General features: G+C 73.4%; 15 protein-coding genes. 11 read left to right on the plus strand and 4 right to left on the minus strand.

The features are described 5' to 3' along the window. The coding region (locus tag ACFV04_RS40745; protein ID WP_380536130.1) for a PH domain-containing protein at positions 1-709 on the minus strand (709 nt) is incomplete at its 3' end. A gap of 106 nt (positions 710-815) precedes the next feature. On the opposite strand from ACFV04_RS40745, the gene deoC reads away from it, so the two are divergent. The 5 genes from deoC to ACFV04_RS40770 all read left to right on the plus strand — a co-directional run bounded on the left by deoC (position 816) and on the right by ACFV04_RS40770 (position 5,572). After that, complete coding sequence (gene deoC / locus ACFV04_RS40750) at positions 816-1,802, plus strand: deoxyribose-phosphate aldolase (RefSeq protein WP_360265349.1); 987 nt, start codon at positions 816-818, stop codon at positions 1,800-1,802. A gap of 5 nt (positions 1,803-1,807) precedes the next feature. Beyond that, complete coding sequence (locus ACFV04_RS40755; protein ID WP_380344007.1) at positions 1,808-3,289, plus strand: aldehyde dehydrogenase family protein; 1,482 nt, start codon at positions 1,808-1,810, stop codon at positions 3,287-3,289. Then, the gene (locus ACFV04_RS40760; protein ID WP_380344009.1) at positions 3,282-4,205 is read left to right on the plus strand and encodes an aldehyde dehydrogenase family protein; all 924 of its coding nucleotides are present in this window, start codon (positions 3,282-3,284) and stop codon (positions 4,203-4,205) included. The genes ACFV04_RS40755 and ACFV04_RS40760 overlap by 8 nt, the downstream gene beginning before the upstream one ends. A gap of 236 nt (positions 4,206-4,441) precedes the next feature. Then, positions 4,442-4,825: a hypothetical protein gene (locus tag ACFV04_RS40765; RefSeq protein ID WP_380344012.1), complete on the plus strand. Its 384-nt coding sequence runs from the start codon at positions 4,442-4,444 to the stop codon at positions 4,823-4,825. A 108-nt stretch (positions 4,826-4,933) separates the two neighbouring features. Next, on the plus strand, positions 4,934-5,572 hold the full coding sequence (locus ACFV04_RS40770; protein ID WP_380344015.1) for an ATP-binding protein: 639 nt from the start codon (positions 4,934-4,936) through the stop codon (positions 5,570-5,572). A gap of 198 nt (positions 5,573-5,770) precedes the next feature. Here the strand turns inward: ACFV04_RS40770 and ACFV04_RS40775 are convergent, their stop codons facing one another. After that, positions 5,771-6,433, minus strand: a complete 663-nt coding sequence (locus ACFV04_RS40775) for a SigE family RNA polymerase sigma factor (RefSeq protein WP_360265355.1) — start codon at positions 6,431-6,433, stop codon at positions 5,771-5,773. Between the two features lie 591 nt (positions 6,434-7,024). On the opposite strand from ACFV04_RS40775, the gene ACFV04_RS40780 reads away from it, so the two are divergent. The 4 genes from ACFV04_RS40780 to ACFV04_RS40795 all read left to right on the plus strand — a co-directional run bounded on the left by ACFV04_RS40780 (position 7,025) and on the right by ACFV04_RS40795 (position 10,315). Then, positions 7,025-7,702, plus strand: coding sequence for a response regulator transcription factor (locus tag ACFV04_RS40780; protein WP_063349065.1), 678 nt, complete (start codon positions 7,025-7,027; stop codon positions 7,700-7,702). A gap of 60 nt (positions 7,703-7,762) precedes the next feature. Next, on the plus strand, positions 7,763-9,310 hold the full coding sequence (locus ACFV04_RS40785; RefSeq protein ID WP_380344018.1) for an ATP-binding protein: 1,548 nt from the start codon (positions 7,763-7,765) through the stop codon (positions 9,308-9,310). Further along, positions 9,307-9,627 (plus strand): hypothetical protein, encoded by a 321-nt coding sequence (locus ACFV04_RS40790; RefSeq protein ID WP_380344020.1) that lies wholly within the window; start codon positions 9,307-9,309, stop codon positions 9,625-9,627. The genes ACFV04_RS40785 and ACFV04_RS40790 overlap by 4 nt, the downstream gene beginning before the upstream one ends. Before the next feature lie 79 nt (positions 9,628-9,706). Continuing rightward, on the plus strand, positions 9,707-10,315 hold the full coding sequence (locus ACFV04_RS40795) for a VanZ family protein (protein ID WP_360265331.1): 609 nt from the start codon (positions 9,707-9,709) through the stop codon (positions 10,313-10,315). On the opposite strand, the gene ACFV04_RS40800 is transcribed toward ACFV04_RS40795, so the two are convergent. Next, the gene (locus ACFV04_RS40800) at positions 10,285-10,959 is read right to left on the minus strand and encodes a PhzF family phenazine biosynthesis protein (protein WP_380536135.1); all 675 of its coding nucleotides are present in this window, start codon (positions 10,957-10,959) and stop codon (positions 10,285-10,287) included. The two genes, ACFV04_RS40795 and ACFV04_RS40800, sit on opposite strands and share 31 nt — an antisense overlap. 146 nt (positions 10,960-11,105) lie before the next feature. On the opposite strand from ACFV04_RS40800, the gene ACFV04_RS40805 reads away from it, so the two are divergent. Further along, a complete protein-coding gene (locus ACFV04_RS40805; RefSeq protein WP_380536137.1) occupies positions 11,106-11,648 on the plus strand; it encodes a hypothetical protein in 543 nt (180 codons plus the stop codon). Between the two features lie 87 nt (positions 11,649-11,735). Here the strand turns inward: ACFV04_RS40805 and ACFV04_RS40810 are convergent, their stop codons facing one another. Beyond that, positions 11,736-13,112 (minus strand): hypothetical protein, encoded by a 1,377-nt coding sequence (locus tag ACFV04_RS40810; protein ID WP_380536139.1) that lies wholly within the window; start codon positions 13,110-13,112, stop codon positions 11,736-11,738. A 371-nt stretch (positions 13,113-13,483) separates the two neighbouring features. Here ACFV04_RS40810 and ACFV04_RS40815 point away from each other — a divergent pair, with 371 nt between their 5' ends. Beyond that, positions 13,484-13,669, plus strand: a complete 186-nt coding sequence (locus tag ACFV04_RS40815; protein WP_360495264.1) for a PspC domain-containing protein — start codon at positions 13,484-13,486, stop codon at positions 13,667-13,669. Positions 13,670-13,697: the final 28 nt, after the last annotated feature.

Raw genomic sequence — 13,697 nt, forward strand, 5'->3', positions numbered from 1 at the left:
GGCCCGTTCGCGCGTGGGGCGGGGGGCGTCTGGCCGCGATAACGGAGATCAGGGCCACCAGCCCCACCAGGGTGGGGACGATCACCCACCAGCACCAGCGGACCGTCACCGGACCGGCGGCCTCGGGACGGCGGGCGTTGCGCTCGGCCATCTCCTGCAGCACGTCGGTCACCTGGTCGGACCAGGCACGGGTGGGGTCCGAGGAGCCCTGGACGACCGGGTTGGTCCGGGCCGCGAGCCCCAGCCCCAGCCCGGTGCGGGAGGCGTGCTCGGCGTTGCCGCGGCTCTGGGCGCGGGTGGCGCGCTTGCGCTGGCGCAGCGACACCGGAACCGCCCAGACCTGGTACTTCCTGCCGCCCGCGAGCAGTTCGACCGAGTACCCCGCGCGCAGCGCGTCCACCGAGGCCCAGGGCGCGATGACGGTCCGCCACGGGTTGCGCACCACCAGCCGGTCGCCGGAGGCCCGCACCACCGGGCGCAGCGTGTAGGCGATCACCGGGAAGGCGAACACCGGCACCGCGGCGAGCGCGACGTACGGGGTCTTGCCGGTGCCGGTCACCGCCGCGTCGCCGATCAGCCAGGCGGCGACGGCGAGCAGGAACACGCCGGAGATCACGCCGGGGACGGAGCGGTACACGCGGTCCGCGTACTCGGGTTCCCCGCCGGGGGCGGCCTTGCCCTGGTGGGGCGTGCCGTCGGAATCGGTCATGCCGTCGATTCTGCCCCATGCCCCTCGCACGGAGGTCTCGGTCCGGCCACGAATGGCGGGTGCCCTGGCGGCCCACTACGCGCGTAGATATGCTGGTCTGGTGACTATGTCCACTGTTGCAGCCAATGCCCCCGGCGTTGCGGGCAGCGGTCTTCAGGACGTTGCGGCGTCCGAGGCCTCGCTCCGCCGCTTTCTGCACGGCCTGCCCGGCGTCGACCAGGTCGGCCTGGAGGCGCGTGCCGCCACTCTCGGTACCCGCTCGATCAAGACCACGGCGAAGGCGTACGCCATCGACCTGGCGATCTCCATGATCGACCTGACCACGCTGGAAGGCGCGGACACGGTCGGCAAGGTGCGCGCGCTGTGCGCCAAGGGCAGGACCCCCGACCCGACCGACCCCACCACCCCCCGCGTCGCCGCCATCTGTGTCTACCCGGACATGGTCGCCACCGCGAAGGACGCCCTGAAGGGGACCGACATCCAGGTCGCCTCGGTGGCCACCGCCTTCCCGGCCGGCCGCGTGGCCCTCCCGGTCAAGCTCGCCGACACCGCCGACGCGGTGGCCGCGGGCGCCGACGAGATCGACATGGTGATCGACCGCGGCGCCTTCCTCTCCGGCCGCTACTTCGACGTCTACAACGAGATCGTCGCCGTCAAGGAGGCGTGCAAGCGCGCCGACGGCAGCTACGCCCACCTCAAGGTCATCTTCGAGACCGGCGAACTGCAGACCTACGACAACGTCCGCCGGGTCTCCTGGCTGGCGATGCTGGCCGGCGCCGACTTCATCAAGACCTCCACCGGCAAGGTCGCCGTCAACGCGACCCCGCCGGTCACCCTGCTGATGCTGGAGGCGGTCCGCGACTTCCGCGCGGCCACCGGCGTCCAGGTCGGCGTGAAGCCCGCCGGTGGCATCAAGACCACCAAGGACGCCATGAAGTACCTGGTGATGGTCAACGAGACCCTCGGCGACGACTGGCTGACCCCGCACTGGTTCCGCTTCGGTGCCTCCAGCCTGCTCAACGACCTGCTGATGCAGCGCCAGAAGCTGGCCACCGGCCGCTACTCCGGCCCCGACTACGTGACGGTGGACTGATCACCATGGCCAAGAAGAAGAACATCGAGGAGCCCGCGGCCAAGCCCGCCGGAGGCCTCTTCGCCTACGCCCCGGCCCCCGAGTCCCCCGCTGCCGCGGGCGACATCGCCACCTCCTACGGCCACTTCATCGGCGGCGAGTTCGTCGACTCCTCCGGCAGCGAGGCCCTGAAGACGGTCAACCCGGCCACCGAGCAGGTGCTCGCCGAGTTCGCCCAGGGCACCGACGAGGACGTGGACCGCGCCGTCGCCGCCGCCCGCAGGGCCTTCGCCGACTGGTCGGCGCTGCCGGGCAGCGAGCGCGCCAAGTACCTGTTCCGGATCGCCCGGATCATCCAGGAGCGCGGCCGCGAGCTGGCCGTGCTGGAGTCGATCGACAACGGCAAGCCGATCCGCGAGACCCGCGACTTCGACATCCCGACCGTCGCCGCGTGGTTCTTCTACTACGCGGGCTGGGCGGACAAGCTGGACTACGCGGGCTTCGGCGCCAACCCGCGCCCGCTCGGCGTGGCCGGCCAGGTCATCCCGTGGAACTTCCCGCTGATGATGCTGGCCTGGAAGATCGCGCCCGCGCTGGCGACCGGCAACACGGTCGTCCTGAAGCCGGCCGAGACCACGCCGCTGACCGCGCTGCGCTTCGCCGACATCTGCCGCCAGGCCGGTCTGCCGAAGGGCGTCGTCAACATCGTCACCGGCGACGGCCGCACCGGCGCCGCGCTGACCGCGCACCCCGACGTCAACAAGGTCGCCTTCACCGGCTCCACCCCGGTCGGCCGGGCCATCGCCAAGCAGCTGGCCGGCAGCCGCAAGAAGCTGTCGCTGGAGCTGGGCGGCAAGGCCGCCAACATCGTCTTCGACGACGCGCCGATCGACCAGGCGGTCGAGGGCATCGTCAACGGCATCTTCTTCAACCAGGGCCACGTCTGCTGCGCGGGCTCGCGCCTGCTGGTCCAGGAGTCGATCCAGGACGAGCTGCTGGACGCCCTGAAGCGCCGGATGTCCACCCTGCGGGTCGGCGACCCGCTGGACAAGAACACCGACATCGGTGCGATCAACTCGGCCGCGCAGCTGGCCCGGATCACCGAGCTGACCGACGCCGGCGAGGCCGAGGGCGCGGACCGCTGGTCCCCCGAGTGCGAACTCCCGGGCAACGGCTTCTGGTTCAAGCCGACCATCTTCACCGGCGTCAGCCAGGCCCACCGGATCGCCCAGGAGGAGATCTTCGGCCCGGTGCTGTCGGTGCTGACCTTCCGCACCCCCGACGAGGCGGTCGCGAAGGCCAACAACACCCCGTTCGGCCTCTCCGCCGGCGTCTGGACGGAGAAGGGCTCGCGGATCCTCTGGACCGCGAACAGGCTCAAGGCCGGTGTGGTCTGGGCCAACACCTTCAACAAGTTCGACCCGACCTCGCCGTTCGGCGGTTACAAGGAGTCGGGCTACGGCCGCGAGGGTGGCCGCCACGGTCTGGAGGCCTACCTCGATGTCTGACACGACCTTCGCGCGTCCTGACGCTCCGGTGCGGATCCAGGTGAGCAAGACCTACAAGCTGTACGTCGGCGGGAAGTTCCCGCGCTCGGAGAGCGGGCGGGTGTACGAGGTGACGGACTCCAAGGGCGAGTGGCTCGCCAACGCGCCGCTGGGCACCCGCAAGGACACCCGTGACGCGGTCCTCGCCGCCCGCGCCGCCGTCAAGGGCTGGGCCGGCACCACCGCGTACAACCGCGGCCAGGTGCTGTACCGGGTGGCCGAGATGCTGCAGGGCCGGCGCGAGCAGTTCGCCGCCGAGGTGGCCCTCTCCGAGGGCATCGGCCCGAAGAAGGCCGCCGCGCTGGTGGACGTCGCGATCGACCGCTGGGTCTGGTACGCGGGCTGGACCGACAAGGTCGCCCAGATCGCGGGCGGCGCCAACCCGGTCGCCGGTCCCTACTTCAACCTGTCGACCCCCGAGCCGACCGGCGTGGTCGGGATCGTCGCCCCGCAGGCCGGGTACGGGCACTCGCTGCTCGGCCTGGTCTCGGTGATCGCCCCGGCGATCGCCACCGGCAACACGGTCGTGGTCGCGGCCGCCGCGGACGCCCCGCTGCCCGCGCTGTCGCTGGGCGAGGTGCTCGCCACCTCGGACGTCCCGGGCGGCGTGGTCAACATCCTCTCGGGCCGGACCGCGGACATCGCCCCCACCCTGGCCTCGCACCAGGACGTCAACGCGGTGGACCTCACCGGGGCCATCGCCGCCGACGGTCCCGGCGCGGCGCAGGCGCTGGAAGCCGCCGCCGCGGATACCCTGAAGCGGGTGGTCCGTCCGGAGCTGGACCCGTTCGCCCAGGACTGGACCAGTGCGCCCGGTACGGACCGGCTACTCTCGTTCCTCGAAACGAAGACGGTGTGGCACCCGATGGGTATCTGACCCACCCGCCCTCCGGGGCGACAACTCCACAGACTGGCCGTCCCCAGTGCCCTCTCCCCCCCAGGGCCCGGACGGTCATTGGACGGACCCGCGCCTCTCCCCCCCTGGCGCGGGTCCGTCGCTTTCCGCCGCCGTTCCCGTCGACTTTCGTCACCCCCGCCGCCGACTTTCGCCGCTCCCGCGCGCCCGGCCGGCCCGGCCAGAATCACCGGGGACGGGGACGATCGGGGGGAACCATGGGCGAGTTCATCGGCGAGCTGGTCGCACTGTTCGCGGACGGCTTCCTCCGCAGGTACCACGTGGCCCGCAGCAGGCGCCGACTGGCCGCCGGGCGGCCGGTCCGGGTGCCCTGCTCGGTCCGCTCCGGCCCGGGGCGCGGGTACGTCAACGGCAGCCTGCGGATCACGCCGGGGACCGCCGGCGTGGCCTTCGTCTCCCGGGAGGCCGGGCGGCTCGACCTGCCCACCGGGGGCACCTTCCACGAGCCCGAGCCCGACACCTGGCACAGCCAGGACTGGGCCGCCACCGCCTACCGGCCGCCCGGCGCCGGAGACCCGGTCCACCTCCAGGTCGACACCCGCTACCTGCCGCTGGTACACGCCGCCCTCGCCGGCCCGTAGTCGCGGTCGCCGACGCGGTGACGGGCCGCAACCACCGCCGCCTCCGTGGCAGAAGGTCGGTGCCGACCGGTTTCGGCAACGGGCCCCGATGCGTCAGACTGGTGTCCCGTGAGTGACTCCCCCATGAACCCCGCCCCCGGCGCGCACGCCCGGGTGATCCTGCTCTCCGGGCCCTCCGGGTCGGGGAAGTCCTCGCTCGCCGAGCGCAGCGGCCTGCCGGTCCTCCAGCTCGACGACTTCTACAAGGACGGGGACGACCCCACGCTGCCGCGGCTGCCGGACGGCGCCGTCGACTGGGACTCCCCGCTCGCCTGGCACCGCGACCAGGCCCTCGCCGCCATCCGCGCCCTGCACGACCGCGGCCGCACCGACGTCCCGGTGTACTCGATCCCGGACAACGGCCGGATCGGCACCCGCGCCCTGGAGCTCGGCGGCGTCGGCGCGTTCATCGCGGAGGGCATCTTCGCCGCCGAGATCACCGCCGCGTGTGCCGAGGAGGGCCTGCTCGGCGACGCCCTGTGCCTGCGCAACGGCGCGCTCACCACGGCCTGGCGCCGGCTGCGCCGGGACGTCCGGGAGGGCCGCAAGTCGCTGCCGGTGCTGCTGCGCCGGGGCTGGCGGCTGATGCGCGCCGAGCGTTCCATCGTGGGCCGGCAGGTCGCGCTCGGCTCGTACGCCTGCGCCGGGCCGGAGGCCGAGCGGCGAATCCGCACCGCGGCCCGCCCGACGGAGCTCTCCGCGGCTTGAGCCGGGCCGTTCCCGGCGTCCCCGCCGCCGAGGCCCGGCGGGTCCGGACGGCACGACGACGGGCCCGGTGCGTCTCCCCCGCACCGGGCCCGTCGCCTTCCCCGAACGATCCTCGGTTCTCCCACGGGCACGCTCCCCCGAGCCGCTGCCCCCGGACCGTCCGACCGTCCGTTCCCGTCCCCCGACGGGAGTCCCTCGTTACGCGACCAGCTCGCCGAACGCCCGGACGGTGTCGCCCGACTTGTTCAGGTGCTCGTCGTCGCGCAGCCGGCGCAGGGCGCGCCAGATGCTGCTCTTGACCGTACCGACGCTGATCCCCAGCACGTCGGCGATCTCCGGGTCCGTCTTGCCCTCGTAGTAGCGCAGCACCAGCATGGTCCGCTGGTTCTCCGGCAGCTTCGCCAGCGCCTGCCAGAGCACGGTGCGCAGCTCGGTGCCGCCCATCGCGTCGGTGTCGCCCGCCGTCTCCGGCAGCTCCTCGGTCGGGTACTCGTTGACCTTGCGGCGCCGCCAGGCGGAGATGTGCAGGTTGGTCATGGTGCGGCGGAGGTAGCCCCCGACCGCCGCCTTGTCGGTGATCCGGCCCCAGGCCCGGTAGGTGCTGAAGAGCGCGCTCTGCAGCAGGTCCTCGGCCTCGTAGCGGTCACCGGTGAGGTGGTAGGCCGTGGCGTACAGGGAGGCGCGGCGCTCGCGCACGTACGCGGTGAACTCCGTGATGTGGTCCTCCGCGGCGGCCGAGTGCTCCCCCTGCGCGCCTCCCTGTCCGGCCTCGGTGGTGCGGGCCGCAGCGGGGTTCAGCCGCAGCAGCGTCGCACCGGCGGCCTCGCGACCGGACGGTTCCCCCGAACCGACCGTCCGCAGACCGTTCCCCCCGGTACCCCGGTTCCCCCCCGGGGTGTCCTTGCCCTCGACGCGGACGGGGAGGATGCCCCGCAGCGTGAGGGTGTTGGCGGAGTCGGCCGAACTCCCCAGCCGGCCGATCCCGTACAGCTCCCCCGTCCTGGCGCCGCCGCTCACCCGGCGGGCGACGGGGTTTCCACCGGTGCTGTGCGCGCACCCCCGTACGGTCACGGCACCGGAGTTCTCGTCGGTCCTGACCTCGTACCGGGTCCGGTGGGTCGTGGCTGACGAACGCGCGGTGCGGACAGCCGGGTTGGTCCGGGTCTGAAGCATGGCGTTCATCGTGCGCCCCCTGGGTCGGTACGAGCGGTTCCGGTAGCCGCCCTCCAGCCGGCCCTTTCGGCCCGCTGTCCTGCGGCGACATGGAAAATCCTGCCCGCCGGTTGTGATGGCGCTGTCCGCCGACTGTCACAGGGGTGTCACAGGCGGGGGCCTTTCGTCCCGGTCCGCCTCCCTCCGTACCTGACGCCGGTGGCGGTCCTTCCGGTTCCCGAGCGGCCGGTGAGCGATCCGGGGGGTGATTCGGGGCTGCGGGTGGGCCAAAATGGGGCCGTGCCTTTCCTCCTATTGATCGAGGACGACGACGCCATCCGGACCGGCCTCGAACTCGCCCTCACCCGCCAGGGCCACCGCGTGGCCACCGCTGCCTCCGGCGAGGACGGCTTGAGGCTCTTCAAGGAGCAGCGGCCCGACCTGATCGTGCTGGACGTGATGCTGCCCGGGATCGACGGCTTCGAGGTGTGCCGCCGGATCCGGCGCACCGACCAGCTGCCGATCATCCTGCTGACCGCGCGTTCGGACGACATCGACGTGGTGGTGGGTCTGGAATCCGGCGCGGACGACTACGTGGTGAAGCCGGTGCAGCCGCGCGTGCTGGACGCCCGGATCCGGGCGGTGCTGCGACGCGGCGAGCGGGAGAGCTCGGACTCCTCCGCGTACGGCACCGTGGTGATCGACCGCGCGGCGATGACCGTCACCAAGGACGGGCAGGACCTCCAGCTCACCCCGACCGAACTGCGACTGCTGCTCGAACTCAGCCGCCGCCCCGGGCAGGCGCTCTCCCGCCAGCAGCTGCTGCGGCTGGTGTGGGAGCACGACTACCTGGGCGACTCCCGCCTGGTGGACGCCTGCGTGCAGCGGCTGCGGGCCAAGGTCGAGGACGTGCCGTCCGCGCCGACGCTGATCCGCACCGTGCGCGGGGTGGGCTACCGGCTGGACCCGCCGGCCTGACCCCTCCGCCCCGGCCCTGCCCCGTCCGACTCCTGAACTCCCGTATCACGACAGGCTCCTGTGACTGACCATCAGACGACTGCCCGGCGCTTCCCGGCGAGCCGGTGGCGCCGGCTGCGTTCCCTGCGGGTACGGCTGATCGCGGTGTTCGCGGCGGTCGCGCTGCTCGCCGCCGTCTCGGCCTCCGGCATCGCGTACTGGCTGAACCGCGACGCGGTGCTCAAGCGGGCTCAGGACACCGCGCTGAACGACTTCCGGGTCTCACTCAGCCGCAACGTCTCCGAGCTGCCGCTGAACGCCGGCTGCCCGGAACTGGCCGCGCTGGCGTCCAACGTCGCCAGCTCCGGCCTGAATTACGACGTGGTGGTGATCGACCCGGCGCACCCGGAGTGCCCCTCGGCGTCCTCCGACCCGACGCACTTCACGCTGGCCGACGTGCCGACCGCGCTGCAGTCCACGGTCGCCAAGCCGCGGGAGGTCACCGAGAACAACCCGTACCCGTACCACCTGTACTGGCAGCGGCAGAACCTGGAGGGCCGGCCGTTCCTGATCGGCGGCACCAAGGTGGTGCCGAACGGCCCGACGGCGTACATGTTCAAGTCCCTGGAGAACGAGCGGGCCGACCTCAACACGCTGGGCTGGTCGCTGGCCGTCGCCACCCTGCTGGCCCTGATCGGCTCGGCGCTGCTCGCCCAGGCCGCCTCGGCCACCGTGCTGCGGCCGGTCAAGCGGCTCGGCGACGCGGCCCGGCGGCTCGGCGAGGGACACCTGGACACCCGGCTGGAAGTCGAGGGCTCGGACGAACTCGCCGACCTGGCCCGGACGTTCAACATGGCCGCGGAATCGCTGCACGAGCAGGTCGAGGAGCTGAGCGCGCGCGAGGCGCAGAGCCGGCGGTTCGTCGCCGACATGTCGCACGAGCTGCGCACCCCGCTGACCGCGATGACCGCCGTCACCGACATCCTGGAGGACGAGGCCGAGTCGCTGGACCCGATGATCGAGCCGGCCGTCCGGCTCGTGGTCAGCGAGACCCGGCGGCTGTCCGACCTGGTCGAGAACCTGATGGAGGTGACCCGTTTCGACGCCGGCACCGCCAAGCTGGTCGCCGACGAGGTCGACATCGCGGACCTGATCATGTCCTGCATCGACGGGCGGGCCTGGTACGACGCGGTCGAACTGGACGCCCCGCGCGGCATCCTGGCCGTGGTCGACCCGCGCCGGCTCGACGTGGTGTTCGCCAACCTCATCGGCAACGCGCTCAAGCACGGCGGCTCGCCGGTGCGGGTCAGGGTCCGGCAGAGCGACGACTCGGTCGTGGTCGAGGTCTCCGACAGCGGCCCGGGCATCCCCGAGGACGTGCTGCCGCACGTCTTCGACCGGTTCTACAAGGCGGACCGGGGGCGGGCCCGCTCGGAGGGCAGCGGTCTGGGGCTGTCGATCGCGATGGCCAACGCCCAGATACACGGGGGGACGATCACGGCGGCGAACGGGGAGGTCGGCGCGGTGTTCACCCTGACGCTGCCGTCGGCCCCACCGCCCCCGCCGGCCGCGGGCGGGGCCGAGCGCGGCCCCGCGCGCGACGCCGCACAGGACAAGGACGCCACGTGACCGCCCCCGCCCGCACCACCCTGCGCCGCACCGCCGGCGTGCTGCTCCTGCTCGCACTGGCCTCCGGCTGCGGCATCCGGCCGACGGCCGTACCGGTCGACGCCGGGGCCCCGGCCAGCCGGACGGCCTGCCCGACCGCCCCGCGCGTACCGACCGCGCTGGCCACCCCGCCCGGCCCCGCGCCGGCCGTGACCCCTGCCCGCGGCGCCGCCAAGGGCGCCGTGAGCCCGAGCCCGTCGCCCGCCGCGGTGACACCGGGCAGCCCGCCGCCGGACAACGTGTTCAGCGCCGTGCCGACGGCCTCCCCGTGCAAGTAGCGGGGGCGCCGGGGGCGCGTCCGGGAATGTTCACGCCCGGTGTGGAACCGCCGTGCCACCGGCTCACGTCCTTCCCCCCGTGCAGCGAGATGGCACCAGGACACGCGACGAGCGTTCCGGCGCGGGGACCGAGAGCAGGCCGGCGGCGGGCGTCCACCGTCCCCTCCGGCTGACCGGACTGGCGGGCCTGGCCTGCCACCTGGCACTGGTGCTCTGGCTGGTGCTGAGACCGCTGCCGGTGGCCTGGGTGTACGACGCCAATCTGACGCCGCTGGCCTCGCTCCGCTCCTCCACCGGCTGGCAGGTGGTCGGCGAACTCCTGCTGCTGGCCCCGCTCGGCGTCCTGCTGCCGCTGGCCGGCGGCCGGCTCCGAGCCCCCTGGCTGCCGTCCTTCCTGCGCACCACCGGCGTCTCCGCGCTGCTGGCAACCGGGCTGGAGTTCCTCTCCTCCTGGACGCCCGGGCACGTCCTCAACGTGGACCACATCCTGTTCGCCGTGATCGGCGTGGCCGCCGCCCACCTCGCGCTGGTCCCCGGTCTGCGGCACCTGCTGCGGGGGCGGCGGCCGCGGGTGCCCCGGGTGTCCGTGCTGACCGTCCCGCCGGTGGCCGCCGTCGGCCGGGTGGCGGCCGTCGCACCCGTCCCCCGGCCGCGCGCCTACGCGGAGCCGACGCCGCCCGGCCGCTGAGCCCGCCCCGGCACCACCCGGCCACCGACCTCGACCAGCCCTCCGGGGCGCGGCCCGGTCAGCAGCTGCGAACCCGCGCCCTGGGTGACGGTCAGCGCCCGGCCGAGCCGCGCGGTCAGCAGCAGGGCGGCCGCGCCGGTCGCCTCGTCCTCGTCGATCCCGTCCCCCCGCCCGGGGAACGCCCGGGCCCGGACGGTGCCCGCCGCCTCGTCCTGCCAGGCCCAGGCGTAGACCCACTCCCCGGGCGGCGGCACCTCCAGCGCCTCCACCTCGGCCGCCGAACCGTACTGCCGCAGCGTCCGCGGCGGGGCCCACTCCGGCCGGGCCTCGATCAGCGTCAGCCCGTCCGCGCGCCGTACGCCCACCTCACCGGCGGCCGTCACCAGCCGGTCCAGGCCGAGCAGCCAGGCGACGCCCACGCACGGGTGCCCGGCGAAGGGCAGACGCAGCGTCGGGGTGTGGATGTCGATCTCCCCGCGCTCCGGGTCGTCGACGAACACCGTCTCGCTGAAGCCGAGTTCGCGCGCGAGCCGTCGGCGGTCCGCGCGCTCCGGCACGGCGGCGCCGGCGCGCACGACGCCGAGCTCGTTCCCGTGCCGCCCGTCCGGTCCGCAAAAGACCCGCAGCACCTCATAGTCAGTCATTTCCCACCTCGTCAATTGCCGCTCCGGCAGAGCGCAACGACACCGTGACGTAAAGGCCGCGACGAATGTCAGCCGCCTCCAGTACTGTGCGCTCTCGTCCCCAAACGGTTCCGCCGTTGTTTCTTCCCTCCCACAGGAAATCCCCCGTGAACAATCTCGACTTCAGCGCCGAACCGCTGTTCTCCTGGTACGCCGTCCTGCTGGCGCTCAGCGGCGTGATCATGCTGGTCCTCGGAGCCGTCGCCGGCGGGCTGAAGGCCGGTCTGCGGATCCTCAACGTGCTCATCGGCCTCGGCTTCCTGGGGTACGCCTACTACCTCGTGTTCGTCTTCGAGGGCGGCACGTACTACATCTTCTTCAAGGTCTTCATCCTGCCGGTCGCGATGATCGTCTACTCGGTGAAGGCGATCGTCGAGCGCAGCAACGCCAAGCAGCAGGCGGCCGCCGCGCAGGCCGCCGGGTTCAACCCGAACGCCCCGCAGGCCCCGTTCGACCCGAACGCCCCGCAGGCGCCGTACAACCCGAACGCCCCGCAGCCGGGCGCTCCCGTGCCGCCGCACGCGGGCGCTCCCGTCCCGCCGGCCGCCGCGCCGCACCAGCCGGGTGTCCCGCCGCAGCCGGTGGCGGACAACCCGTACGCGCAGCCCGCCCCGCCGGCCCAGCCCCAGCCGCCGCACCAGGCCGGCTGAGCGGGCCGCACCGCCCCACGAACGCCGGAAGGCCCGTCCGTCACCGCTGCCGAGCGGTGACGGGCGGGCCTTCCGGCGTGTCCGGGGTCAGCGCCCGGTCCTGGAACCCAGCTTGCGGCGGCGCGCCACGACGAGCGTGCCCACGCCGAGGGCGATCGCGACCGCACCGGTGACCGCCATCGGCCGCGAGGCGGAGCCGCCGCCGGTGGAGGCCAGCCGGGTGTCCGCCACGGCCGGAGCCGCCGCGGCAGCGACCACCTGCGAGCCGCCCGCCACCGGGCTCGGCGCCGTGCCGGTGGTCTCCGCCACCGGGACGACCGGCGCGGTGGTCGGCTGGGCCGCCGTCGGCACCGGGGTGGCCGAGGGGGTCGGGGTCGGCCTGGGGGTGGAGCCCACCGCGGCCGTGATCGTGAAGTCGGCCTTCGGGCTGGAGGCCTCGGACCCGCGTTCGCCCTCACCGGGCACGCTGCCCGCGAGGGCCGCCAGGGACTGGGCCATGGCGGGCGTGTCGCCGGTGAAGGACAGCCGGACCTCGATCGTGCGGCTCCCGCCCTTCGGCAGGGCGATGACGTCGGCGTTCCGGTCGCCGGTGCGCAGGCCCAGGTAGAGCCATCCCGGGTGCTCCGAGTTGCCCCCGGGCGTCCCCTCCAGCCATCCGCCGGCGGCCGTCCGGAACTCGAACCCGACCACCTCGGAGGGGAGTTCGGTCGCGCCCTGGAACACGATCGCGGGCAGGATCCGGAGGTCCCTGCCGCTGTTGTTGGTGAAGACCAGCTTGAACGGCTTCGCCTCGCCGCCCGCGGTGAAGGTGGCGGGCATCCCGTCGAGCTTGACGTCGGCGGTGGCGGCGGGTGTGGGCGCCGGGGTGGTCGGCGTGACCGACGGCGTGACGACCAGGTCCGCGTAGCCGCTCATGGCCTGGGAGACGCGCTGCTCCGGCGGCAGGGCCGGGTCGGAGACGACGGCGTCGAGGCCCGGTGTCACCCGGCCTGCCGGGGTGTCGGCGGCGACGGTGAGCCGCAGCCGGTAGACGGCCTCGGCGCCGGCCGCCAGGTGCAGGACGGCGGGACGGTCGAGCTGCCAGAGGCCGCCGGTGCTCGTGGCGTTCGCCCTGGCGTCCTGCCACTGCGTGCCGCCGGGCGACTGGTACTCCAGCTTGAACTGGCCCTGCTTGGTGCCGGTGCCGGTGTCGCCGATGACGAAGGCGGACGACGGCACGTCCAGCTGGTGGTCGGCGGTGTTCTTCAGCGTCGCGGTGAACTCCACCGGCGCGCCGCCCGCCTTGACGGTCCCGGGCAGTCCGCCGAGGGTGACCGTGACCGGCGAGGACTGGACCTGGGTGCCCTGGTCGGCCGTGACGGCCCCCGAGGCGGCGAAGGCGGCCGGGGCCTCCACGACGGTCACACCGGAAGCGAGCGTGACGGCGGCGGTCGCGGCCAGGAATCTGCGATGCCCAATGCGCATTTCAACCTCACGAGAGAATTCGGACAGAGCCCAACAGAACGTGAAATCGCTTGCGAGAGAGGCCATTTCCTAGCGATGGCGCGCCGATGTTTCGCCCCCCGACCCAACAGCGACTGCGGCATCATACCGAGCCGTTTCCGCACCCCCGCGACGGGAGGGCGCCCCCCGGGCCGGGGCCGGACGGACGACCTTCCTCAGGGTCACCCCGAGGGCGACCCCGACATCCGGCTACGCCTTCCCGGTGACCCGTCGGGGTGCGGAATCACCTGGCGGGCTGAGGAGAACGGGGCGGCGGCGGCGGAGTATGGAAGTACGCCCGCCGGACCGGCCGGACCGGGCCGCCACCGTGCGGAGCAGATCAGGAGACCACCATGAGCGCCCGCCTCGCCCGTCCCCGTCACAACCGCGTCATCGCCGGCGTCTGCGCCGGGATCGCCGCCCGTTTCGGGCTGACCCCGTGGACCGTCCGGCTGATCTTCCTGCTCTCGTGCCTGCTGCCCGGCCCGCAGTTCCTGCTCTATCTCGCCCTCTGGCTGCTCCTGCCCCAGGAGCCGTGAGACCGGGCCGCACGGCACGGCGAAGGGC

It is taken from the genome of Kitasatospora sp. NPDC059599 (assembly GCF_042735125.1).
Classification (GTDB): Bacteria; Actinomycetota; Actinomycetes; order Streptomycetales; family Streptomycetaceae; genus Kitasatospora.